Source organism: Acinetobacter sp. CIP 64.2 (assembly GCF_000369645.1).
Taxonomy (GTDB): Bacteria; Pseudomonadota; Gammaproteobacteria; order Pseudomonadales; family Moraxellaceae; genus Acinetobacter.
Window position 1 is genome coordinate 1,047,370 of record NZ_KB850121.1, and the last position, 25,429, is coordinate 1,072,798.

Genomic DNA, 25,429 nt, shown 5'->3' on the forward strand with positions numbered 1-25,429 from the left:
ATCCCCTTAACGTAAATTGATGGTGGTGTTGACACTGCCCACTTCGTGACTGTCTTCAAACCAGCGGCTGGTAATGGTTTTGGTTTGGGTATAGAACTGCACCGCCTGTTTACCATAAGGGCCCAAATCACCCAGTTTAGAACCACGTGAACCGGTAAAGCTAAAGAACGGTACAGGCACAGGAATTGGAATATTAATCCCCACCTGACCGATATCAATCAGGTTCTGGAAAGTACGCGCAGTCGCACCACTTTGCGTAAATAAGCCGACACCGTTACCAAATGGATTGGCATTGATCAGTGCAATTGCCTGTTCCAGCGTATCAACAGAAATAATCGCCAGTACAGGTCCAAAGATTTCTTCTTTATAAATGCGCATATCCGTGCTTACACCACTGAAAATGGTCGCACCGACAAAATTACCGTCCTCATAACCCAACACCTGAACATCACGACCATCCAGCAACAGTTCCGCACCTTGCTCGACTCCGCTATTGATCAAATCCAGTACACGGGCTTTGGCACGTTTTGAAATTACAGGGCCAATATCGGTATTGGGTTCATGCCCTGCATTCACAGTTAGGGTTTTGGCTTTTTCAACCAACTCGGGAATCCAGTGTTTACTTTCACCAATCATCACAGCGACCGACAGTGCCATACAACGTTGCCCTGCGGCACCAAAAGCAGCTCCGACCAAAGCATTTAAGGTTTGTTCTTTATTGGCATCGGGCATCACTGCCACATGGTTTTTCGCCCCCATCATCGACTGCACACGTTTGCCATGCTGCCCTGCAAGGTTATACACATGGGTGCCCACTGCGGTCGAACCAACAAAGGAAATGGCTTTAATCTCTGGATGGGTACACAAGCGATCAACCACTTCTTTACCGCCATGCACCACATTCAGTACCCCTGCTGGAATACCGGCCTGAATCGCGAGTTCCACCAACATCATGGTCGACAGTGGATCTTGTTCAGAAGGCTTCAACACAAAGGTATTGCCACAGACGATCGCCATCGGGAACATCCACAACGGAATCATGGCGGGGAAATTAAATGGGGTAATCCCTGCACACACGCCCAAAGGTTGCTGTACCGTATAGGTATCGACGCCACGCGCCACGCCTTCAACGTATTCACCCATCTGCAAAGTGCCAACCGAACAGGCATGCTCAACCACTTCCAGACCACGTTGAATATCGCCTTCAGCATCGGCCAAGGTCTTACCCTGTTCAGCGGTCAGCACCTGTGCAATTGCTTTCATATTGGCACGAATCAGGTCTTGCAGCTTCAGCATGATGCGCATGCGCGCCTGAATCGGGGTTTGACGCCAAGACGCAAATGCTGCTTGTGCAGACTGAATTGCCGCATCGACTTCCTGCACCGTCGCAAATGGCACACGACCAATCACTTCCTGCGTTGCAGGATTAATAATGTCTTGCCATTGTTGGGTTTCTGATTCGATAAAACGGCCATTAATGAGTAACTTGGCTGTTTCCAATTGAATATTTTGGATTGTGTTCATAACCTCTCCATAGGCCGTATTTTTATTGTGTTCAGTGTTCAGAAAATATCGATCGTCGTATTTTCTTTATTCAGGTTTTATTCGAGACTAACAAAGAAAGCTTTGACCACCAACGCAAATTAATGCACGATCGTTGTGCAAATATGCACATGGACGGCAATAACAATGAAAGTGGATTGGGATCATCTACAGTTTTTTTTAGTACTGGCACGTACCAAAACCTTGACCAATGCGGCACGGATCATCGGCGTGGAACACAGTACCGTGGCACGGCGGATTCAGGCCTTAGAGCAAACTTTAGGGGTGACTTTATTTAAGCGTGAAGCCTCGGGTTATGAACTCACGCTGGAAGGCATGGCGTTAGTGCCTCGGGTTGAGCAAATGGAATATGCCTTTCTGCAAATTGAAAAACCACAACAACCTTTGCAAGGTCGTGTGCGAATTGGCACACCTGAGGGCTTTGGTACCGCCTTTCTGGCACGCTTACTGGCTGAGTTTTCCATGCAATATCCTTTGCTGACCATCGACCTGATTCCCGTACCGAAAATGATCAAGCTGTCGCATCGTGAAGCCGATATTGTGGTCTCCATTGAACGGCCCACCTCAGGTCCCTATATCATTACGCGACTCTCGGATTATTGTTTAAAAATTTACGGCAGCAAAAGCTATCTGTCTCAGCATCCACCGATTCGGCATTTGCAGGATTTAACTCCACATCGCTTTGTCAATTATATTGATGATTTGGTGTATAGCCCCGAGCTGTACTGTCTGGAACGTTTACCGTTAAAACTGAATGCAAACTTTCGCAGCAGCAGTATTTTAGCGCAGCAGATTGCCGTAAGTGCGGGTGCAGGATTGGCAATTTTGCCCAAGTTTCTGGCTGATGATAAACCTGAACTGGAGACCGTATTAGAGCAACAGGTGCGCTACACGCATACCTTTTGGATGCTGACCTTTGTCGATTTGCAGCATGAACCCCGTATCAAGTTGGTCTGGGATTATCTACGTAAACAGGCCGATCAATATCAGCACTTATTGGTGGATTAAGCACCATGACCAGAACATAAAAAAACCGATCAATGGAGATCGGTTTTTTACTCAATAGACATGAACTATTGTGCCAATTCACGCCCCAATTTTTTCATGCGGGGTTTATACATCAGCTGGTAGGTCACCGCCAAAATGACCACCCACAATGGGCTAACATACAGTGCTTTTAAGGTATCTGGTTCAAGTGCCAAAATCACCAATGCAAACAGCAAGAAAGCGATTACCACATAAGACATCAACACCCCACCTGGCATTTTAAACTTGGATTGAGCATGTAATTCTGGACGTAATTTACGGTAGCGCAGATAGCACACCATGATCAGACTCCAGACACTAATGAATAGAATCACGCACAGTGAACTGGCTAAAGTGAAAGCCTCAAGGGTATTCGGCACAAAGTATTGCAACACCGCCCCGCCCATGATGAACACACACGAGAAGATCAGACCATTGGCAGGCACAGCACTTTTCGATAAACGACCAAAGGCATTGGGTGCCTGACCATCTTTAGATAAACCAAACAGCATCCGACTGGTGGAGAACACGCCACTGTTCATAGAAGACATCACCGAAGACAATACCACCAAATTCATGATGATCGCTGAGGTCACAATCCCTGCATTCAGGAACAACTCCACAAACGGACTCTTATCGGCACGGATAATATTCCAAGGTGTCACTGACATCACCACCAATAAGGCCAAGACATAGAACAAGATAATCCGAATCGGAATCGCATTAATGGCTTTGGGCAAATTCTTATGCGGATCTTTGGTTTCAGCTGCAGTGGTTCCAATCAGTTCCACCCCAACAAAGGCAAAGACCGCGATCTGGAAGCCTGCCAAGAAACCATCCAAGCCTTTCGGAAACATACCACCATGCGACCAAACATTACTCAATGAAGCGACCGTGCCATGCGGTGCCTGAAAATGACTAAAAATCATATAGCCACCGACACCAATCAATCCAATGATGGCCAGAATCTTGATCAGCGCAAACCAGAATTCAATTTCACCAAACAGGCGTACAGTGAGCAAGTTTAAGAACAGCACAAACAATACACAGCCGGCACTAATGGCGGCCTGTCCAATCGGGGTAAACATGGTGCCTTCGGGCAGCCAAAAGGTGAGATAATTAATCACAGCAGCCAGATCGGCAATACCAACCAGCACCCAACCCAACCAATAGGTCCAGCCCATGTAATAGCCAGCCCATGGCCCAATCAGATCATGCGCCATATCGACAAAGGATTTGTAATGCAGGTTGGCAAGTAACAATTCACCGAGCGCCCGCATTAAGAAGAAGAACATGCCACCAATAATCATGTAAATAAACAGAATTGATGGGCCTGCCAAAGAGATGGTTTTGCCTGAGCCCATAAAGAGCCCTGTACCAATGGCACCGCCGATGGCGATCAACTGCAAATGGCGATTGGAGAGTTTACGTTGTAAGTCTTGGGGCGACTGTTCGCCTTCTGACTGATGAGATGTCACCGTCATATAAAGTTCCTTTTACTTTTTTCCTAAATGAGTCAGCACTTGATTTATACGCCATACCCTAGCTGTCTTTTAAAGACGGCTGACTCATTTCGATTGCAAGAAAATACGTATCTGACTACGTTTTATCTACTGCAAATACGTTACTTTTCTTCTTTTTTTATATTTTTTAAACAAAAATAAAGCGGATCGCTTTATTTTTGTGCTGCAACGACTGCAATTTCAATCAACCACTTCGGATTGACCAAGTCTGCCTGAATGGTGGCACGCGAAGGCGCAACATGACCTTTTAACCAGTCAATCCAGATAGTATTCACCACAGGGAAATCTGAAAGATCTTTTAAAAATAATTGCGCAGACAATAAACGTGATTTATCGGTTCCTGCTGAAGCCAAAAGTTGTTCAATGGTTGCCAACACTTCACGGGTTTGCCCTTCAATATCCAGTTCGGCATTTTTAGGTACTTGTCCTGATAAATATACCACTTGATTGAAGACCGTCACTGCGCTCATGACTTCATTGGTATTGAGCTTTTGAATATCTGAGTTAGACATAAGAAATCCTTATTCCTGAGTAATAAATGAAACACGTGCAGTCACGCCACACATCAGTTCATAACCGATGGTGCCTGAACCTGCTGCCACTTCATCAATGGCTAAAACTGTGCCTGAACTGGACTGACCCCAAAGCACCACCTCACTGCCGACATCGGCATCGCGGATCGGGCTGAGGTCTACCGCCAGCATATCCATGCTGACCCGTCCAATGATCTGGGTCCGAATCCCATTGACCAGAACAGGGGTTCCTGTTGCTGAAATACGTTCATAACCATCGGCATAGCCACAGGCTACGATGCCAATTCGGATCGGTTGCTCGGCTACATAACTGGAACCATAGCCGACACTTTCCTGCGCATCGAGCTGTTGCACGGCGATAATCTCGCTGCGCAAGCTCATGCCCGGAGCAAGGCCCCAGTCCTGAATGGTATGTTTGGGATAATCGGGAGAACTGCCGTACAGCATGATGCCGCCACGTACATAGTCCGATTGTAATTGGGTCTGATATCTTAAAATTGCAGCACTGTTACTGACCGATCTTTCGCCAGGCAAGCCTGCAATCGCGGCGTCGAACTGCTGCAGTTGATAGTCAATTCCGGTTTCACCAAAACGGTCACCATCAGCGTCGGAGAAATGCATCATATGAGTGATGCTGGCAATGTTGTCCGACTGGCTCAGCTGCTGCCAAATGTCCCGATATTGTTGCGGCTTGAAACCTAAACGGTTCATACCACTGTTCATTTTCAGGAAAATATCGAACTGGGCTGGATAAGCATGCTGCTGTATCCACGCCACCTGTTGCGTATTGTGCACGGTAAAACTGAGTTGGTATTGGGCACAATCAAACAGGTCTTGGGCCGAGAAAATTCCTTCCAGCAATAGAATTGGGCCTGTCCAACCCAGAGCCCGCAGACGTTTTGCTTCGTCCAGATCGAGCAAGGCAAAGCCATCCGCACTTTTAAATGATTCGTAAACACGTTCAATGCCATGCCCATAAGCATTGGCTTTAACCACCGCAAACACTTTGCTGTTTGGCATTGCTTGCCTTACCACCGCAAGATTTTGGCGTAAGGCTTGGGCATGGATCACCGCAGTAATTGGACGAGGCATAATTCACTTCCCTGTCTGTGCAATTAAGCAGCGTGTGAATAACGTTGAATCGACAAACCATCCGTGCTAATGTCAGGACGGTGGTTCATGACCAGATCACTGATCAATTTGCCTGAACCACAAGCCATGGTCCAACCTAAAGTCCCGTGTCCCGTATTCAGGAACAGGTTCTTGTACTGGGTTGCACCGATGATTGGAGTGCTGTCTGGGGTCATTGGACGTAGGCCTGTCCAGAATGAAGCTTGAGCTAAATCCCCACCCGGGAACAAGTCCTGTGTCACCATCTCTAAAGTGGCACGACGATCTTCTTTTAACCCTAGATTAAAACCACTGAGTTCTGCCATGCCCCCAACGCGAATCCGTTGGTCAAAACGTGTCAGTGCCACTTTGTAGGTTTCGTCCAGTACCGTTGATTGTGGTGCAAATTTTGGCTCGACAATCGGAATGGTCAGTGAATACCCTTTCACAGGGTAAACTGGTAAATTCAGTTGCAGTGGTTTTAAGAAATCACGAGAATAGCTACCAAAGGCCAAGACATAACGATCCGCTGTGAGGATTTCACCATTAACCTTGACGCCTTTGATCTCATCGCCTTCAACAATCAGGTTTTCGACATTTTGATCGAACTTAAATTCCACACCCAAATCTTGGGCCAATTTTGCCAAAGCATTGGTAAATAAATAGCAATCTCCCGTTTCATCATTGGGTAAATGGAGGCCACCGACCAATTTATCGGTATACCCTAAAGCGGGTTCAACACTGGCCAATTCTTGCGCATTGAGTAAAGCGAAGTCGACGCCACATTCTTGCAACACTTGAATATCACGTTGTACTGCTTCAAGTTGCGCCTCGCTACGAAACACTTGTAAGGTGCCCTTAGAGCGGTTTTCGTAGTTGATGCCAGTTTGTGCTCTTAAATCACGCAAACAGTCACGGCTGTATTCTGCCACACGCATCATGCGTTCTTTATTCACGGCATAGCTGTGTGGGTTACAGTTTTTCAGCATCTGTGCCATCCACTGCAACTGCCACATACTGCCATCAATATTGATCGCCAATGGCGCATGATGCTGGAACATCCACTTCACGGCTTTGAATGGAATGCCCGGCGCTGCCCACGGGGTTGAATATCCTGGAGAGATTTGGCCTGCATTACCAAAACTGGTTTCTTTGGCAGGCCCTGATTGACGGTCAAGTACCGTCACTTGCGCACCTTGTTGTGCAAGATAATAGGCACTTGCCACACCAATGACGCCACTTCCTAAAACAATTACGCGCATAATAGATCCCTCAAGCACACACTAGGTTATTTAACTAGTATATTTTTGGATCAATAGTTTTTTTCACTGATTTTATCGCTATAATCTAGGTAATTTAATGTTTTCGTCACGGAAAAATTAAAATAAAAGGGAATAAATGATGCGTAAATTAGACCGTATTGATCGCCTGATTTTGGACATTTTGCAACGTGAAGGCCGGATTGCCATCAGTGAATTGGCGTCACGGGTCAACTTATCCACCACGCCTTGCTCAGAGCGGGTCAAGCGTTTGGAACGTGAAGGCATCATCATGGGCTATTACGCCCGTCTCAATCCAGAATATGTGGATCGCAACTTGTTGGTGTTTTTGGAGATCAAACTTTCAGCTAAATCGGGTGATGTATTTGATCAGGTGGCTCGGGATTTAGTCGATATCCCCGAAGTGCTGGAATGCCATCTGATCTCAGGTGAGTTTGATTATCTGGTCAAAGCCCGTCTTAAAGAAATGAGCGCCTATCGCCGCCTATTAGGTGATTTACTGAAAAAACTGCCTGCCTCTGCATCCTCGCATAGTTATGTGGTGATGGAAGAGGTGAAAGAATCGTTATATCTGGATATGGGCGTTTAAAGCCACCTCCCTTACAATAAAAAAGCCCGAAATTCCGGGCTTTTTTAAATAGCAAGATGGATTATTCATCTTCATCGTAAATATAGCTCATACAGCCCCAGCCATCATATTCGCCATTAAACTCTTTCGCGATCTTGGTCATCCATTCTTCCAGATCAGCGATGTCTTCATATTCCAGCGTCATATTGACATGAATATTCAGCACCCACAGATCAGACCCGTCCGAGTGCTGCTCTTCCTGAAACAAGGAAATTTTCTGTTCTTGATGTAAAAGATGTAAGGCACATTTTTCAATTTGTTCCTGTTTTTCAAAAACAATGGAAAATTCAACCTCATGTGGCTCATTCAGGTCATTGCCATCTTCAACCATCTGCCACAGTACATTGCCATTATCGTTGTCTGGAAATTGCTCATAGTCACGTGTCATATGCATATCCTTTGTTGTGTTTTGGAATTGGTATTTGGCTATAGAGTAACCGATTTTTATTGCAGTTTTTAGACGTGTGAATAGCAATATTGTAGTCAAAAAATAATCAAGCTAAAACATCCGCTCGCGGCTGTTTAAGATAAACCGATGGAAAGTACCACTTGGTCGAGACAACGAATGCCATTTTCATACATCGGTGTTGGGTAATCTTTAAAAACATCTGGCTCGATATGGGACAGACGGAAGCCACATTTCTGATACAACGCCAATTGGTCCAGACTCGAGTTGCCCGTTTTCACCCATAGGGTCTGGATATTGAGCAGTTTGGCGCTTTCAATGACCTGCTGAATCAATACTTTGGCTAAGCCCTGCCCTTGATAGTGTGGATCTACAGCCAGATTTTTAATTTCAGCTTGCTCATCATCACTTTGCCATAAACAGAGCTGGGCAATTATGTGTGCCTGATCATTTAACATGATAAAGAGCTTTGACTGGAACAGATAGCGCGACACCTGCTCCCAGCTTGGATCGGCATCTAATAAAAGTGCCTTGAGTTGTAGTTGCTGTATCTCGGAGAGTGTTGACCATTCAGCTTGTTGAGGTGCATACATGGACTTGCCTATTGATGGTTCGATTTAGAACTTTACCTGAGAATGAATTTCAACATCATGCAATTTTAACGGATGCTTGAAGGCCAGATAAGCCGCATGCAGCGCCATACGTGTTAAATGGAACTTGGCGGGTTCTGGATGATAAAGCTTATCGCCCATGATCGGATGACCGATATGCATCATATGTACCCGTAATTGATGAGAACGTCCTGTCACCGGCTCTAAACGCACGCGGCTCTGGTCAGTTGCTGCATCATATGCCATACACTGAAATAGCGTTTTGGCGGGCTTGCCCAATTCAAAATGCACCATCTGACGCGGACGGTTTTCCCAATCCGTAATCAAGGGCACTTCCACGCAGCCTTCTGTCTGAATCTGACCCTGCACCAGTGCTTGATAATATTTTTTGACAGTCCGTGCCTGAAACATTTTACTGATCGCCACTTCCGCATCGCGATGTTTGGCAAACATCAACAGGCCTGAGGTTGCCATATCCAGTCGATGCGTGACTTTGGCCGCAGGATACTGTTCCAAAACCCGTAAATAAGCACTGTCCTGATGTTCTGGTAAACGCCCCATCACCGACAATAAACCTGCGGGCTTATTGATCACCAGCAAATCTTCATCTTCATAGGCGATCTCAAGGGGTGTTTGCGGGGGTGCATAAACAAAGTTGTCATTTAAAGGCATGAGTGCAGCATACATTGAATCAGGTTCTGGATGGGGAACGATTATAGTAGTGTCATTGGCTTTCGCAACATCTCATTTCAATGCGATACCCGCACAATCAAGAGGCTGTCTTTACCCCTTGCTCAGACCTTGTTGATAATGCTGTTCCAGTGTTGCAATATCCTGATTTAAAAAAGCAATCAGATAATCTTTAACTCGTGCAAGACTCAGTTGTTTAAATGAAATATGCTCTTTACTTTTACGTGTCAGCAAACCAAACAGATCTTTTTTCGCAATGATGGTGGGAATATCACTGTCCAATTTAAATTCAAGCTGTTGTGATTTGGCATAGGCATCCAGAGTAATCACACAGGTCTGTTCAGTACGGTGATCTGTCACAATAAAATGGGTATCTACACCATTGAGTTGCAATTGACGCACCAACTGCTGACGCCACGTCATCTCGTCAAATTTGGTTAAAATAGTTGCCAAATCGAATCTGCCCACATGATCGATTTCATTGTGATTCATTTGATGCGGATAGCGGATTTTAAGCTCGAACTGATTCATCATGCTGTGACCTATTACTGTCATTTTTTTTAATTTTTAAATACGAAGTAATTATATCATTTTGTTTTTTAATATAAAAATATCGACCTATATTCACAATGGCAGGATTTCAGGATTCATTTCACATTCATTTTTTATTTTATTGATACAGTTTTTATTATTTAGGTCTGATTATTCTTTTCTATTTACTTAAATTTTTAGGGTATCAAGGGAAAACAGAGGTTGTTTACTTCAACACCTATGACTTTGTAAGCCATAACCTTTGCCTATAAACTTTTGATCTATAGCGTCCTAAGCCGAATCGAGACCTTTTGGGTTCGTACACACTTGCTTTATAAGCGTCGGTGCATGCTACTCTTTTCGATCCCTTTCACACCCTTGAGACATAGTTTAGGCAGATCACGGCGGGATTGTTTTCCTAAAAACAGCTATTTTCGATTATCAATGAAATAATTTTGCACACCGATTGCTAAAAGTTGAAATATTTTCCATATCCAATAAAAAATGACGATTTATATTCCGATAAATTCAAATTTACATGTGTATTTTTTCAAATACAGCTTCTAGTTTAGGCCCAAATCACCATAATGGCCGCCACAATCACCAGCCACAGACCTAAGTGATCGGTCTTGGCGAGTTTTTCTTTAAAGAAAAAAGCTGAAATCAACAAACTAAATAGAATCTCCACCTGACCCAGCGTTTTGACAATTGCCACGGTCTGCATACTCATGGCACTAAACCAGCCGACTGAAGCCAAAAAGCTACAGATACTGACTCTTAAAGTTAAACCCATGCGCTGCCACATTTTATACAGCGTCGGTCGGCTAAAAAATCCGAGATAGATCAACAGTACAATACATTGAAAGCTGATCAAACTGCACAGTACCCAAGCAGCGCGGTGCAAGAATGGCAATACGCTCAGTTCTAGACTGGCTTCACGCACCAATAGAGAAGTAATGGCAAAACACAGCCCACTACCCAGTCCAATCATCAAGGTTTTCAAGGACAGATCAGACTGCTGTTTTCCTTTACTCAGTAAAAATACCGCAAATGCACCCATCACCACGCCGACCCAACCCCACGCACTGAGATGTTCTTGCAAGAACAAAACAGCGACCAAGGCTGCCAAGATCGCTTCACTTTTGGCAAGTCCGACACCGATGGCATAGTTCTTTTGCTGAAACAGTTTCACCATCAAGGCAGTGGCATAGATCTGGCTAATGCCTGCAATCACAATATACAGCCAGAATTTATCGGTAAAATGCACCGATGTTGTGACAGGCTGATGCCAATAGAGAAAGGCCAAATAGCTAAAGGCAAAGATCGGTGAAAAGATAAAGCGCGCCAGTGTGGTGCCATAGACATCCACCGTTGTACTGAGCTGTTTTTGAAAAGCATTGCGCCAAGCCTGCATAAATGCAGCCATGAGCGTGAACAGAATCCAAGTCATCATCATAAGCTTGAGCGCAATATTATAAGTGCCGCTAATTTACGCTGTTCTGCTTATTTTTTCGATGGTCATCTTCAAATCTTAAGTTCTAGTGCATCTTTTTCACAAGCAATGCAACACTAGCCTGTGTTGATTCAATCCATCATCTATTGTTTCTTCTTGCTCATTTCAGTCAGTAGGTCGAGCTGTATTTCCTGAATTTTTGCCAGTCTATCCCATTGATGCATCAGCAGATGATCCATTTTTTCATGTAAATTATGGATTTCCAGCTCTGCTTTGAGATTCACCTTATAGTCATTTTCTGAGCGTAAACGGTCTTTAGCTTCCTGACGGTTTTGGCTCATCATAATAATAGGGGCCTGTACTGCAGCCAAACAGGACAAAATCAGGTTCAACAGAATAAAGGGATAAGGGTCCGCAGGATGTTTCACCATGACCACGGTATTGACCAAGATCCAAATCGCCAGAAAAGCGGCAAAACAAATCAGAAATGTCCAACTCCCACCAAATGATGCGATTTTATCTGCCAGTCGCTCTCCCAAGGTCCAGTCTTGGTCAAATTTAGTTTCTATATTCTTATTAATTAAATCATGATGTTGCATGCTCTGTAATACATCATTTTCTAGATTTGAAACTTCACCTTGTTCTGAGTTTAATAGTGAATGTACATATTGCATTCGATACTTGGTCAAATCTGGCAGGCAAATATAATCCTGTGCCCCACATTCTGGAAAATCTTGTTCAATTTCTTCTGTAATGACCCGACGTAGCGTTCCAAGTGGAATCAAGCTTTTAATAGAAAAGCTTTTTTTACAAACAATACAGTTTTGACACTCTGTTTTCCCATTCATGCTCTATCCTCTCTTTGTGAGATTTATTCATTTATCTGGTTATTGTTATTCAATTTTATCCTGCGGCATCGAGTTGCCCGTGATGCTTTTGTAAGCTTAAACCGAAAAAAGATCGTCTGTAGAGCAGCTTTAAAGCAAGATAAGGCACGAGACCGAATAATAAAATAGCAATTTTATAGATCGCCATCCCACCATAGTGAATTGCATCAAACTGCTGCTCAGATAAGCTGAACCAGTGTCTATGTAGGCGTTTAATCGAGTCTTTTGCAAAGACAAAGGCCAATAACCAAAGGATTAAAACGATATAATTCAAGATCGTCATGTAAAGAAAAAATTGTGTGAGTTGGAAAGCATTCATGACGGTTTCCCTCCATTGGCTATTGTTGTTATTTTAAGCGGTTTTTATGATCTGAAACTTAAAATACTTAGCGCAAATCAATCTCTTTCTCTTGGCAGTTTGAGCGGTGCCAGTGCATGGCAGCAATCATCAAAATAATCACCCGCTCTTAAAAATTTAAATCATCAAAGTCCTTTACTTTGGACAGATAGATCGGTGCCTGATTGATTTTGCTCCATGTTTCTTTAAAGCTTGGATCTTGTTCTGGGTCTTGGCTTAAATTTTCACGAAAAACTTTTTTGCCTGTTAAAAAATTAATACTGGTTTGGCTTTGAATGAGAGGCCCATGATTGCTTGAATCATCATAGCCAATCAGACGCAGATCATTACCGTCTAACCGAAACAGATAACGCCAATAGCCATAACGTCCATGTGAATAATAAATACTGAGTAGGTTATTTTTAATTTCCATCCATAGCTCAGGTGGAAAATAGACGCCGCCATCTTCATTTTCAGAGCTAAAACAGCTGAGGTTACTGACAATAGGTATGTATTTGCCTTTTTCATTGAGTAAAACAATGACGCCACGGCGGTTACGATCTAACTGTCCATAATATTCATGATCGACAAAGGCTTTGGGATCAGTGGCTTTGACGATCAGCACCACATCCTTTAAGCCGTCTTTATTCAGGTCGCCTTCAATGGCTTTAAAAAGTTGGTATTTTGCAGGGATATAGGCTTTATAGGTGACTTTGTCTTTGCTTAATTGAAGCTCTTCTGCTGTGGGTGGCTCTTGGGCAAAGCTGACTTGCGGCAGTGCAGATAGGCTTGAGAATGCTAATAATGTTGCAAGTATTTGAGTCTTTATCATCTTTTATATCGCTCCATTCAAGTTATTAACGGTGTTCTTGTTTTTATGAGGAATGGCTGAGTTTCTCTTGTTTTTTTGCACGAATCCAGCGTGCAGCAACGATAATAAAAACGATCACCAAGACCGCAATCAGCACAGGCATGATAAAGGCCAGAATCGATAACACAATTGAGCCTATCAACTCACCTGTCGAGATCACAAAATTACCCAACCCACCTGTAGTTGCCGTCGAAACCCCACGTGCCGCAACCGTGCTCATTTGTACTACGCCTGCTGTTCCACCACCAACGATTAGCGCGGCAGCCCAAGTGGCAAACTGGGACATTTCACCACTACTGACTGCCATTGTGGTCAGTGTACCTGCCACCACAGCCGCTGATGTGGCAATGCTATCTAACAGGTTATCCACCCACGGCACATAGTAAGCTGCAATTTCACAAATGGTCGCAAAACCCAATGCCATACAGACCGATGGAAGTGCCAGCCATTCAAAGCCTTGGGTAGGTTGATACCAACCCATTAAGGTGGCAATACTCATGGCCAAGAGCGGCACAAAGACACGAAAACCACAGGCTGCACTTAGGCCCACGCCAATACACAGTCCTAAAATTGTTTCCATCATGGATTTCCTTTCTATGCCTATGACAGGTCTTGTTATTTACATCTTATTTTTAAGGTAACAAAAAGCCCTATCAAGGGATAGGGCTTTTATTCAAACAGTGGGTAACTATTTGGTATTTTGCGGCTTAGGCATTCTTACTGTTGAATTGATTGCCAAGGCATTTGGTACACGGAGGTAAACGATCAGTACCAATTTCTAAATAGGTGCGGTGTCCGCATTGAACACAAAAATAGAAGCCTGTTCCAGGTTTTTCGCCAGCAGTGACCATCTTTGTTCTCCATAGATTTTAGAAATGGTACATATACTATAGCGTGATAGTTTTGATTATTTATTGACCTTCCCGACAAGTGGTGGTGGCGGAAAGGTGAAGTTTGATGATTATTTAAAATTTAAACGAGTTACAAGGGATTCGATACCCAATTCTCCACACGCAATCCATCAACACGTAAAAACTCTTTTTCATTATTGGTGACCATTACCCAATTATTTGCTCTGGCATGCGCTGCCAACCATAAATCATTAGATCCAATGATCTGACCTCTAGAAGAAAGCGCTTGACGTATTTGTGCATAATGATCCGCAACATCTTCATCTAATTCGGCGACTTGAATCATTGAGGTAAACTCATCAATGACTTTTAATGCTTTTTCTTTGCTTTGACTTTTTTCAGCGCCAAAACGTAGTTCGCCCAAGGTAATCACCGAGATTAAAATATTCCGATTGGGAAGATGTTTTTCAAAATGCTGACGGACACTTTCAGGCTGATGTTTGCTGATATAGATACAAATATTGGTATCCAATAAATATTGTGCCTGCATTAGGGTCTGTTGACATTTACTGTTCATAATTAAACCTATAAAGGTAGCCATAAAAATATACAGGCTAAGGCAACAGCACTTTGATAATTTCTTTTGAGCTTGTCATATCGAGTAGCTATCCCTCTAAATTGTTTTAATCTACAAAACATATTTTCAACTAAATGCCTGATTTTATATAAATACCAGTCCATATGATCATTGTTCGATTGGCTATTTATTTTCTTTGGTATATTCGCTTTTGTTCCTGTTTTTCTGATCTGCTCACGCAGTGGTTCTGAATCATAGCCTTTATCTGCGCATACCACTTCTGTCTCTTTTAAATCTAATGTTGCTATTAAATCAGGTGCAACTTTGATGTCATGTGTAGTGCCATCGGTAATCATGAAATCAATAGGATTGCCATGTGAATCAACAATCAAATGTATTTTTGAGGAGTTTCCTCCTACACTTTTAGAAATGGATTGATTCGCTATACCGGCAGAATGTTGATGAGCACGTACGTGAGAGCCATCAATAAAAATCCACTCCATATCGGGGCATGATGCTAATAATTTGAATAATCTAAGCAACTTACCGCTGCTTGACCAACGATTAAAACGTTTGAAAATAGAGTTTGATTGACCGAAATAGGAAGGAATATCTCGCCACGGACAGCCTGTTCTAATTCTATAGAGAATAGCTTCAATAAAATTACGTAAATTTGAGTTGTGATGAATAGATAAATTACGCAAAATAGTTTTCAACTTTTGCCAGTGTTGATCTGTCAGCATGGTACGAGGCATAGCGAATAGTAAAATTGGGTTTGGCGATTTGATTTTACTACTTCGCTATTTTTTTAAGCTAAAAGTGTCAACACACCCTACAATTCTTCTCGTTCTTGTGGTGGTTGATCCACTCTTTCTTCTGCATAAAAATCATCTGGCATTTGTGCCAATACATTGAATAAGTGTTCCGCGGTAATTGGCTTTTCACGTAGGATCACTTCATCACCACGGCGAAATATTTCAACTTCTGTACCTTCAAATCGAAATTCTTTAGGTAAACGAATCGCTTGGCTGCGCCCGGTCATAAAAACTTTTGCGGTAGACATTGTCGCTACTCCAACCGTTTTGATATATACCTTATGATAGATACTATTTGATCATTTTACCAACAAAATTTAATTAAAATAAAAGCACAATACTGACTAACACTATAATCCTTCACTTCAACCCTAAGTATCCTCCTCTTATAAAAAATAAAAGACCCTACACGAAGTAGAGTCTTTTCATCACAATATCAATCACTTTCAGATCAAAGTATTAAGCCACTTGACCTTCTAAAAAGTCTTGCGCAAAACGCTGTAATACCCCACCCGCTTCATAAACAGACACTTCTTCTTCAGTATCTAAGCGACAAGTCACAGGCACTTCCAGAATCTCTTCCTTACCATCCGCTGTAGCACGCTCAATCACTAAAGTTAAAGTCGAACGCGGTGCAATATTACCAATCACACTATATAGCTCAGTACCATCCAGCTTTAAAGTTTTACGGTTTACACCAGCTTTAAACTCAAGCGGTAAAACCCCCATACCCACTAAGTTAGTACGATGAATACGCTCAAAACCTTCGGCAACAATCGCTTCCACACCTGCAAGACGAACACCTTTCGCTGCCCAGTCACGACTTGAACCTTGACCATAATCTGCACCCGCCACAATGATCAACGGTTGCTTACGGTTCATATAGGTTTCAATCGCTTCCCACATACGCATCACTTCGCCTTCTGGCTCGACACGTGCTTTTGAACCCTGCTTAATGCTGCCGTCTGAACGAACCACCATTTCATTAAACAGTTTCGGATTCGCAAATGTGGCACGTTGTGCCGTTAAATGGTCACCACGATGGGTAGCGTATGAGTTAAAGTCTTCCTCAGGTACGCCCATTTTGTGCAGGTATTCACCCGCAGCCGAATCCATCAAGATTGCATTGGATGGTGACAAATGATCAGTAGTGATGTTGTCGCCTAAGATCGCCAATGGACGCATATTGGCTAAGGTACGTGGTGCGGCCAATGCCCCTTCCCAATACGGTGGGCGGCGGATGTAAGTACTTTGCAGACGCCAGTCATATAGCGGGCTTTCAGCCTCTACTGTCACACCCAGATCAAACATTGGAATGTAGACTTTACGGAACTGTTCAGGCTTCACAGCTTCTTTCACCAGCGCATCAATCTCAGCATCCGAAGGCCAGATATCTTTCAGGTAAATTGGATTACCGTCTTTGTCATTGCCAAGCGAATCTGTTTCGATGTCAAAACGAATGGTTCCTGCAATCGCATACGCCACCACCAGTGGCGGAGATGCCAAGAACGCTTGTTTTGCATAGGGATGGATACGTCCATCGAAGTTACGGTTACCCGAAAGCACAGCAGTCGCATACAAATCACGATCGATGATCTCTTGTTGAATCACGGGATCAAGTGCGCCTGACATGCCATTACACGTAGTACATGCATAGGCCACGATACCAAAACCAAGTTTCTCTAGATCGCCCAACACACCTGCTTCTTCAAGATACAGCGCAGCTGCTTTTGAACCCGGTGCAAATGATGATTTCACCCAAGGTTTACGTACCAACCCCAGCTCATTGGCTTTACGTGCCAATAGACCTGCAGCAACGGTATTACGTGGGTTAGAAGTATTGGTACAAGATGTGATCGCAGCAATAATCACCGCACCATCAGGAATTAAACCTTCTGCTTCTTGTGCCTTGGCAAGCTCTAAATTCCCTGCAATACCTTTGGCTTTCAAATCAGCGGTAGAAACACGCGCATGCGGGTTTGATGGCCCTGCAATGTTACGCGTCACTGCTGAAAGATCAAAACGAAGTACACGTGGGTATTGTGCTTGGGTCATATCCGATGCCCAAAGACCAATTTCTTTGGCATATTGTTCAACCAAAGCCACCTGCGCATCTTCACGACCTGTTAGGCGTAAATAGTCGATGGTGTTCTGGTCGATGTAGAACATTGCCGCGGTTGCGCCATATTCTGGGGTCATATTTGAAATGGTGGCACGGTCGCCCACAGACATGCTGTCAGCACCTTCACCGAAGAACTCAAGATATGCACCGACCACACGTTCTTTACGCAAGAACTCGGTTAATGCCAAGACGATATCGGTTGCAGTAATCCCTGCTTGACGCTGACCGATAAATTCAACCCCAATGATGTCTGGCAGACGCATCCAAGACGCGCGACCGAGCATGACGTTTTCCGCTTCCAAACCACCGACACCGACTGAAATCACCCCAAGCGCATCGGTATGTGGCGTATGTGAATCGGTACCAACACAGGTATCAGGGAAAGCCAAGCCGTCACGGTTTTGAATCACTGGAGACATTTTCTCCAAGTTGATCTGATGCATAATGCCGTTGCCCGCAGGAATCACGTCGACATTTTTAAAAGCGGTTTTGGTCCACTCAATAAAGTGGAAACGGTCTTCGTTACGACGATCTTCGATTGCACGGTTTTTCTCAAACGCGTCAGGATCAAAGCCACCAAACTCCACTGCCAAAGAGTGATCAACGATCAACTGGGTTGGCACAACGGGGTTCACCTTGGAAGGATCACCGCCTTTGTCTGCAATCGCATCACGCAGACCCGCAAGATCCACCAATGCGGTTTGACCTAAAATGTCGTGACAGACCACGCGCGCTGGATACCAAGGGAAATCAGTATCTTGACGGCGTTCAATCAGTTGTTTTAAGTATTCAGTTAAATTTTCTGTATCAGCTTTACGCACCAGCTGTTCAGCCAACACTTTCGAGGTGTACGGCAAAGTCGCATATGCGCCTGGCTGAATATCTTCAACGGCTTGACGCACGTCATAGTATTCGAGCTGGGTACCCGCCAGCGGTTTACGATATTTTGTGTTCATTAACCACGCTCCGCCAATGGTTTGAATTCAAGATTTTCAGGGCCAGTATAGTTGGCGCTTGGACGAATGATTTTGCCGTCCTGACGTTGCTCAATCACGTGTGCAGACCAGCCCGCAGTACGAGCAATCACGAATAATGGGGTAAACATTGCCGTTGGAACGCCCATCAAGTGATAGCTCACTGCACTGAACCAGTCGAGGTTCGGGAACATGTTCTTCACTTCTTTCATCACCGCTTCTAAACGTTCAGCGATCAGATACATCTTGGTATTTTCTTGTGCTTCAGCAAGTTCACGCGCCACTTGCTTGATCACTTCATTACGTGGATCAGAAACGGTATAGACTGGGTGACCAAAACCGATCACCACTTCTTTTTTCTCCACACGGCTACGAATATCTGCTTCTGCTTCATCTGCATTGTCATAACGCTGTTGAATCACAAACGCCACTTCATTTGCACCACCATGTTTAGGGCCACGTAACGCCCCGATACCGCCTGTGATTGCCGAGTACATGTCTGAACCTGTCCCTGCCACCACACGTGACGTAAAGGTTGAGGCATTGAATTCATGCTCTGCGTACAGAATCAAAGACGTATGCATGGCTTGAATCCATTCTTCCGATGGTGCTTCGCCATGCAATAGATGCAAGAAATGCGCAGCAATCGAGTCATCATTGGTTTCAACTTCGATACGACGACCATTGTTGCTGAAGTGATACCAGTACAACAACATTGAGCCTAGGCTTGCCATTAATTTATCCGCGATGTCTTTTGCACCTGCTTCGTTATGGTCTTCATGTTCTGGGGTTAAGCAACCGAGTACAGATACGCCTGTACGCATCACATCCATTGGGTGTGCAGACGGTGGCAGTTGCTCTAGTGCGGTTTTCAATGCTGCGGGTAAACCACGCAGTGCTTTTAATTTTGCTTTATAGGCTTTGAGTTCGGCTTTGTTTGGAAGCTTGCCGTGTACCAGAAGGTGTGCCACTTCTTCAAATTGGCTACCGACGGCAAGGTCAAGAATGTCATAGCCACGGTAGTGCAAGTCGTTGCCGCTGCGGCCTACGGTACAGAGTGCGGTGTTGCCTGCAACTTGTCCGCTGAGGGCAACTGATTTTTTTGGTTTGAAGCCTGTTGTTGTTTCATTACTACTCATAAGATTGTCCTTTTTATATCCTTTGGTGAATTTCGTAGCGGTGTCTTACCGAACTCTCATCTTATTTGAGGATAAGCCTTCGGCTGGACTTACTTTTGAGGGATCAAAAGTAAGCAAAAATCCTTTGTTGGCCTGACGGTGCTTCCCTGCTACCGCAGCCCAACGTGGCGGCATCCATGCCGCCTTCACGATTACTAAGACTTTCATGAAAGAAGGGCTTAAATTCGTGAAATCCCTCTCCCTCTGGGGGAGGTTAGGAGGGGGTAAAATTATTTACTCTTCGCAAAAGTTCCATCAAGATATTGTTCAAACGCATGGTAATTAATGCGTTCATACAGTTCTTGACGGGTTTGCATGGTGTCAACCACATTCTTTTGTGTGCCTTCTTTACGCAAAGTCTCATAAACATTTTCTGCTGCTTTATTCATGGCACGGAATGCAGACAGTGGATAGAGCGCAATGCTGACATCGGCAGAAGCCAATTCTTCCGTCGTAAATAATGGCGTTGAACCAAATTCGGTGATATTGGCTAAAACAGGCACCTTGGTCAGATCAGCAAATTGCTTATACATGGCCAATTCAGTGATCGCTTCTGGGAACAGCATGTCCGCACCCGCTTCGATATACGCCCCTGCACGGTCAATCGCTGCCTGCAAGCCTTCAACTGCAAGTGCATCAGTACGTGCCATGATCACAAAGCTGTCATCGGTACGTGCATCGACCGCAGCTTTAATACGATCGACCATTTCTTGCTGAGTCACGATGGCTTTATTCGGACGATGACCACAACGCTTGGCACCGACTTGGTCTTCGATATGCATCGCAGCAGCACCGAATTTGATCATCGACTTGGTGGTACGTGCGATATTAAATGCGGAAGCACCAAAACCTGTATCGACATCGACCAATAACGGCAGGTCACAGACATCGGTAATACGGCGTACATCGGTCAATACATCATCAAGGTTACTGATACCCAAATCTGGTAAACCCAAAGAACCCGCCGCCACACCGCCACCAGACAAATAAATCGCTTTGTAGCCTGCACGTTTTGCCAATAACGCATGGTTGGCATTGATCGCACCGACCACTTGTAATGGTTTTTCATTTGCGACCGCGTCGCGGAATAGCTGACCAGCAGACTGTTTAGCCATGTTGTTGTTCTCCTTGATTTTGTAGCAATGTTTGCTCAACAATTTTGTAGGATGCATTGATGTGACGGTGCATCAGCATTTCGGCAAGCTCACCGTCACCTTCAGCAATCGCATCTAATATGCGGATATGTTCGTCCCAAGCTTTGCTTGGTCGATCTGGGGTATTTGAAAACTGGATTCGATACATCCGGATGAGGTGATACAGCTCATCGCATAACATTTTTTCGAGGGTTTTATTGCCACTGCTTTTGATGATGCAGTAATGGAAATCGTCTTGGCCTTCTTGTAGATAGTAGCCCTTACCTGCTTTAAAGTTTTCATCCTCGGCATGCATCCGCAATACATCACGCAAGGCCAGAATCTGTTTTTTATCAATATGCTGTGCTGCGAGTTTGCAGGCTAAGCCTTCTAAAGAAGCACGAATTTGATAGAGTTCTTGAAACTGCTGTAGCGACAGTGACACCGCACGGGCACCGACATGGGCAGTTCGCTCTACCAGTTTCTGCCCTTCCAGACGGTGAATCGCTTCACGTAAAGGCCCGCGACTGATGCCATATATCCGTGCCAGTTCAGGTTCTGAAATCTTGCTGCCCGCAGGAATATGTCCCAATACAATCGCCGACTGAATTTGCTTGAATACGTGTTCCGTCAGGGTCATTCCCTGACTGGTGCTGAGGGCTTGAGGAACAAGGGTATCTTGCATATTGTCGACAATCTCTACAATTTTTATGATTTTATAACCAGATAAAAGAAAAAATGCAATAGGATTGTCGACAGTAAGTTAGACTAGTGCTTTCAATTCTACTGGATTGTGATCACTCAGCGGCTGATCAACACACGGCCAAAAATCTCATATAAAAATAGATAAAACAATAGGTTATGATGTTTAAAATCATCACATAAACCTAAGCTTTGATCGGCTGAGCAGGCTTAGACTGTTCATGCTACGACCATGGTATGACAGCTTGATTGTAGACAATCTTTATAATCAGCTTGTAGCGACAAATTTTGTAAGTAAATACTGCACCAAAATGTAAATAACAGCGTGCTTCATGCAGTCTTTATTGATACATTATTGGGCATCAAAGGTTCCGCTTCTAAAGCGCCGACCTCCCCAGACATCTATGCACTTTGTTGAAGAAAAGGACATTGTTAATGTTTCAACATATCCCACCTTATGCAGGCGATCCGATCCTTTCATTGATGGAACAGTTTAATGCTGATCCACGTGCTGAAAAGGTCAACCTCAGTATTGGTTTGTACTATAACGAAGACAGTATTGTTCCTCAGCTTGATACCATCATCGAAGCGCAAAAACGTATTGCCCCTAAAAATACGCAAACCAAGCTTTATTTACCAATGGAAGGTTTCAAACCTTACCGTGATGCGATTCAAGCCTTATTGTTTGGTGCCAATAGCCCTGCAATTCAACAAGGTCGTGTTGCTACAATTCAAACATTGGGTGGTTCTGGTGCATTAAAAGTCGGTGCAGACTTCTTAAAAACCTACTTCCCAAATTCAGAAGTTTGGGTCAGCCAACCAACTTGGGATAACCACGTTGCCATCTTCAATGGTGCTGGTATCAAGAGCAACTTCTATCCATACTTCGATGCTGAAACACGTGGTGTTGATTTTGATGGGATGTTGTCTACGTTAAAAACATTGCCAGAACAAAGCATTGTGTTATTGCACCCATGCTGCCATAACCCAACAGGTGCAGACTTGAACCCAGCACAATGGGATCAAGTGATTGTGGTATTAAAAGAACGTAACCTGATTCCATTCCTCGACATCGCGTATCAAGGTTTTGGCGATGGTATGGAACAAGATGCTTATGCCATCCGTGCCCTAGACCAAGCAGGTCTGAACTTTATTGTCAGCAACTCGTTCTCAAAAATCTTCTCACTTTACGGTGAGCGTGTTGGCGGTCTGACTTTCGTATGTGACGATGCTGAAGCAGCAAAATGCACATTCGGTCAGTTGAAAGCAACAGTACGTCGTATCTACTCTAGCCCGCCAACAACAGGTGCATGGTTGGTCGATCAAGTGTTAAATGACGCTGATCTCAATCAACAATGGCAAGGCGAAGTGAAAGAGATGCGTGAACGTATTATCAAAATGCGTAGCATCTTAAAAGATGAGCTAACTAAAGCCCTTCCTGAGCGTGACTTTAGCTACCTTGTGAATCAAAAAGGCATGTTCAGCTATACAGGTTTAACCGCTGAGCAAGTGGACATTCTTCGTGAAGAATATGCAATCTACTTGGTACGCAGTGGTCGTATCTGTGTTGCAGGCCTGAACATGAATAACGTATACAAAGTTGCCAAAGCTATGGCTGAAGTTTTAGCAAAATCTGCTGCAAAAGCTTAAGTTGTAACGATTTAAAAAGGCGCTACGGCGCCTTTTTTATTGCCTGTTTTATTTAAAGTCAGGACTTGGCCTTGCCCCAATACTTCAATTTAGAAGTGTGCCCAATCCCGACATTAAAACAATTATTCGGATCAAGTTTCTGGTAAAAATTGACCAATGCAGGCTTGGCAATATACAAATGACCGACATTGTGTTCGGCAGGATATTCCGCACGACGAGCATCCAGCAAATGCCACATTTGATGTTCCATCGCTAAAGGATCATTGCCCTTTTTAAGAATATAATCCTGATGAAACACATGACAGAAAAAGTGTCCATAATAAAGCTTATGCATGATCTGCTGTTCCATCTCCGCAGGCAATTGCTCGACCCACTCACGATCATTACGACGTAAGGCAATGTCCAAAGCCACAATATCCTCAACCTCATCCCGATGGGTATCCCGATAACGAATCGCAGCACCTGCCACGGCAAAACGATGCAAAAAGGCTTTACGCCCTTCATCCGCATCACAAAGGAAAAAATTGCCAGAGGGATGGACTTTAAAATAATCTTGTAAAAATTGCTCGGTCTGGGCTTTGCAATTATTTTCAACGCGTAACATCAGATGATGTTCATAACGATCACGATATTCAGTCATCCGTTTGGGTAAATGGCTCGGTAACAAACTAGTGATGGCTTGTAAAAGATGATCAGTAAGTCCTTTGATTTTAAATTTTTCTAAAAAGCCATCGACCTTGTCTTTCAGTGCAAAAGCTTTGGGCACATTGGCCGTGCCAAATTTCTCAATAAACAAAAAGGTATCTTTGCCATATTTTTCACCAATATGATACGCATCACGATGAATATATTCGCCTGCGATCGGCAAGCTTGGCAATGAAGTCAATAAATAACGACGGATCGCAGTCAGGTCGTCGGCATCATTGCTGCCAATATAAAAGACATTGCTCTCTACCTTTTCATAGGTATCCAGACGTACCGCAAACACGCAGACTTTCCCTGCCGAACCTGAGGCTTCAAACAAACGGGATGGATCGGCATTAAAACGTGCAGGGCTATCGGCATCGACTTGGGTGACATCTTGCGCATAACGCTGATCGGATGCCTGTTTTTCTGCATGATCTAAAATATCTGTGGCTTGATATTGCTGCTGTTCTAAACGGGTCAGGATTTCTTCTGGCGTTGCGCCCAAATTCACGCCCAGATGATTCACCAACTCCAACTGACCTTGGGCATTGACCTGCGCATACAGTGCTAACTCCGTATAAGCAGGACCACGGCGTACCAAGGCACCACCTGAATTGTTACACACCCCACCCAATACCGAAGCGCCAATACAAGAAGAACCAATCACCGAATGCGGCTCACGATCATAGCCTTTCAGGACTTGTTCCAGATTATCCAAGGTCGCGCCAGGTAAACAAATCACCTGCTGACCGTCATGAATCACCTGAATGCCTTTTAAACGGCGCGTACTCATTACCAACACAGGGCGGTCATAATCATCACCATAGGGGGTTGAACCACCAGTCAGGCCTGTATTGGCCGCTTGCATGATGACAATACAATCTGCTTCAATCGCTGCTTGCAGCACCTGCCATTGTTCCAGCAAGGTGCCAGGGATCACCACTGCAAAGACTTTACCCTCACCAAAACGACGACCTTGTCGATACTGGCGGGTACTTTGATCATCGCTCAGCACATGTTGCCGCCCAACAATCTGCTGTAAACGATCAATCACCGCTTTGGGAGAAAATGTTTGCATGATGGCTCCTTTGGATCATCCATATAAAATCTAGCTATATCTTATGCATGCTAAAACTAGATCAGCACGGCAGAGTCTTACGGTATATAAGTTATGACGAAAGCAACTCATTCTGTTACTTTGGTTTTGCCCTGAGTGGCGGCTAAAGGCACGCAAGACCAAAGGCAGTCAATTACAGAACCTGTTTATTGCATCCATTTTCAAAGTTATACT

At 44.2% G+C, this 25,429-nt stretch carries 25 protein-coding genes and 1 pseudogene; 3 read left to right on the forward strand and 23 right to left on the reverse strand.

The window, feature by feature from the left end:
• Positions 1–6 precede the first annotated feature (6 nt).
• Complete coding sequence (locus tag F895_RS11500) at positions 7–1,524, reverse strand: CoA-acylating methylmalonate-semialdehyde dehydrogenase (protein WP_005240513.1); 1,518 nt, start codon at positions 1,522–1,524, stop codon at positions 7–9.
• Positions 1,525–1,689: 165 nt separating this feature from the next.
• On the opposite strand from F895_RS11500, the gene F895_RS11495 reads away from it, so the two are divergent.
• Positions 1,690–2,571 carry a LysR family transcriptional regulator gene (locus F895_RS11495; RefSeq protein ID WP_005240515.1) on the forward strand — a complete coding sequence of 294 codons (882 nt, stop codon included), beginning with the start codon at positions 1,690–1,692 and terminating at the stop codon, positions 2,569–2,571.
• 65 nt (positions 2,572–2,636) lie between these two features.
• On the opposite strand, the gene F895_RS11490 is transcribed toward F895_RS11495, so the two are convergent.
• From F895_RS11490 to F895_RS11475, 4 genes are all read right to left on the reverse strand, one after another.
• On the reverse strand, positions 2,637–4,073 hold the full coding sequence (locus F895_RS11490) for an amino acid permease (protein WP_005240517.1): 1,437 nt from the start codon (positions 4,071–4,073) through the stop codon (positions 2,637–2,639).
• A 191-nt stretch (positions 4,074–4,264) separates the two neighbouring features.
• Positions 4,265–4,624: a RidA family protein gene (locus F895_RS11485; RefSeq protein WP_005240519.1), complete on the reverse strand. Its 360-nt coding sequence runs from the start codon at positions 4,622–4,624 to the stop codon at positions 4,265–4,267.
• Positions 4,625–4,633: 9 nt separating this feature from the next.
• Complete coding sequence (gene alr, locus F895_RS11480; protein WP_005240521.1) at positions 4,634–5,737, reverse strand: alanine racemase; 1,104 nt, start codon at positions 5,735–5,737, stop codon at positions 4,634–4,636.
• Positions 5,738–5,760: 23 nt separating this feature from the next.
• Positions 5,761–7,017 (reverse strand): D-amino acid dehydrogenase, encoded by a 1,257-nt coding sequence (locus tag F895_RS11475; protein ID WP_005240523.1) that lies wholly within the window; start codon positions 7,015–7,017, stop codon positions 5,761–5,763.
• Positions 7,018–7,156: 139 nt separating this feature from the next.
• Between F895_RS11475 and F895_RS11470 the strand changes: the two genes are divergently transcribed.
• Positions 7,157–7,624, forward strand: coding sequence for an Lrp/AsnC ligand binding domain-containing protein (locus F895_RS11470; RefSeq protein WP_004773316.1), 468 nt, complete (start codon positions 7,157–7,159; stop codon positions 7,622–7,624).
• Positions 7,625–7,685: 61 nt separating this feature from the next.
• Here the strand turns inward: F895_RS11470 and F895_RS11465 are convergent, their stop codons facing one another.
• From F895_RS11465 to F895_RS11390, 17 genes and pseudogenes are all read right to left on the reverse strand, one after another.
• The gene (locus F895_RS11465) at positions 7,686–8,051 is read right to left on the reverse strand and encodes a ribonuclease E inhibitor RraB (RefSeq protein WP_005240526.1); all 366 of its coding nucleotides are present in this window, start codon (positions 8,049–8,051) and stop codon (positions 7,686–7,688) included.
• 134 nt (positions 8,052–8,185) lie between these two features.
• Positions 8,186–8,662, reverse strand: coding sequence for a GNAT family N-acetyltransferase (locus F895_RS11460; RefSeq protein WP_005240528.1), 477 nt, complete (start codon positions 8,660–8,662; stop codon positions 8,186–8,188).
• A gap of 24 nt (positions 8,663–8,686) precedes the next feature.
• Positions 8,687–9,352 carry a pseudouridine synthase gene (locus F895_RS11455; RefSeq protein WP_026040144.1) on the reverse strand — a complete coding sequence of 222 codons (666 nt, stop codon included), beginning with the start codon at positions 9,350–9,352 and terminating at the stop codon, positions 8,687–8,689.
• Positions 9,353–9,463: 111 nt separating this feature from the next.
• Entirely contained in the window at positions 9,464–9,901 is a 438-nt protein-coding gene (locus F895_RS11450; protein WP_026040145.1) for a hypothetical protein, read from the reverse strand.
• Positions 9,902–10,469: 568 nt separating this feature from the next.
• Entirely contained in the window at positions 10,470–11,357 is an 888-nt protein-coding gene (locus F895_RS11445; protein WP_005240534.1) for a DMT family transporter, read from the reverse strand.
• A 140-nt stretch (positions 11,358–11,497) separates the two neighbouring features.
• Positions 11,498–12,202 (reverse strand): DUF1003 domain-containing protein, encoded by a 705-nt coding sequence (locus F895_RS11440; protein ID WP_004656662.1) that lies wholly within the window; start codon positions 12,200–12,202, stop codon positions 11,498–11,500.
• Positions 12,203–12,323: 121 nt separating this feature from the next.
• Positions 12,324–12,560 (reverse strand): annotated as a pseudogene (locus tag F895_RS11435) (DUF6868 family protein); the annotation flags it as partial.
• Between the two features lie 148 nt (positions 12,561–12,708).
• Positions 12,709–13,410 carry a hypothetical protein gene (locus tag F895_RS11430; RefSeq protein WP_005240538.1) on the reverse strand — a complete coding sequence of 234 codons (702 nt, stop codon included), beginning with the start codon at positions 13,408–13,410 and terminating at the stop codon, positions 12,709–12,711.
• A 43-nt stretch (positions 13,411–13,453) separates the two neighbouring features.
• A complete protein-coding gene (locus F895_RS11425) occupies positions 13,454–14,029 on the reverse strand; it encodes a DUF4126 domain-containing protein (protein ID WP_010589821.1) in 576 nt (191 codons plus the stop codon).
• A gap of 127 nt (positions 14,030–14,156) precedes the next feature.
• Positions 14,157–14,300 carry a zinc ribbon-containing protein gene (locus F895_RS19410; RefSeq protein WP_004637424.1) on the reverse strand — a complete coding sequence of 48 codons (144 nt, stop codon included), beginning with the start codon at positions 14,298–14,300 and terminating at the stop codon, positions 14,157–14,159.
• A gap of 130 nt (positions 14,301–14,430) precedes the next feature.
• Complete coding sequence (gene vapC, locus F895_RS11420) at positions 14,431–14,850, reverse strand: type II toxin-antitoxin system tRNA(fMet)-specific endonuclease VapC (RefSeq protein WP_010589822.1); 420 nt, start codon at positions 14,848–14,850, stop codon at positions 14,431–14,433.
• A gap of 35 nt (positions 14,851–14,885) precedes the next feature.
• Positions 14,886–15,632, reverse strand: a complete 747-nt coding sequence (locus tag F895_RS11415; protein WP_004912080.1) for an IS5 family transposase — start codon at positions 15,630–15,632, stop codon at positions 14,886–14,888.
• Positions 15,633–15,709: 77 nt separating this feature from the next.
• Positions 15,710–15,940, reverse strand: a complete 231-nt coding sequence (locus tag F895_RS11410) for an antitoxin (protein ID WP_005240543.1) — start codon at positions 15,938–15,940, stop codon at positions 15,710–15,712.
• A 211-nt stretch (positions 15,941–16,151) separates the two neighbouring features.
• Positions 16,152–18,770, reverse strand: a complete 2,619-nt coding sequence (gene acnD / locus F895_RS11405) for a Fe/S-dependent 2-methylisocitrate dehydratase AcnD (protein ID WP_005240545.1) — start codon at positions 18,768–18,770, stop codon at positions 16,152–16,154.
• On the reverse strand, positions 18,770–19,927 hold the full coding sequence (gene prpC / locus F895_RS11400; RefSeq protein ID WP_005240547.1) for a bifunctional 2-methylcitrate synthase/citrate synthase: 1,158 nt from the start codon (positions 19,925–19,927) through the stop codon (positions 18,770–18,772). The genes acnD and prpC overlap by 1 nt, the downstream gene beginning before the upstream one ends.
• A 269-nt stretch (positions 19,928–20,196) precedes the next feature.
• Positions 20,197–21,081 (reverse strand): methylisocitrate lyase, encoded by an 885-nt coding sequence (gene prpB, locus F895_RS11395; protein WP_005240548.1) that lies wholly within the window; start codon positions 21,079–21,081, stop codon positions 20,197–20,199.
• On the reverse strand, positions 21,074–21,784 hold the full coding sequence (locus F895_RS11390) for a GntR family transcriptional regulator (protein WP_005240550.1): 711 nt from the start codon (positions 21,782–21,784) through the stop codon (positions 21,074–21,076). Before F895_RS11390 ends, prpB begins: the two co-directional genes overlap by 8 nt.
• A 452-nt stretch (positions 21,785–22,236) precedes the next feature.
• On the opposite strand from F895_RS11390, the gene F895_RS11385 reads away from it, so the two are divergent.
• Positions 22,237–23,451, forward strand: a complete 1,215-nt coding sequence (locus F895_RS11385) for an amino acid aminotransferase (RefSeq protein ID WP_005240552.1) — start codon at positions 22,237–22,239, stop codon at positions 23,449–23,451.
• A 58-nt stretch (positions 23,452–23,509) separates the two neighbouring features.
• Here the strand turns inward: F895_RS11385 and dld are convergent, their stop codons facing one another.
• Positions 23,510–25,216 carry a D-lactate dehydrogenase gene (dld, locus tag F895_RS11380; protein ID WP_005240554.1) on the reverse strand — a complete coding sequence of 569 codons (1,707 nt, stop codon included), beginning with the start codon at positions 25,214–25,216 and terminating at the stop codon, positions 23,510–23,512.
• Positions 25,217–25,429: the final 213 nt, after the last annotated feature.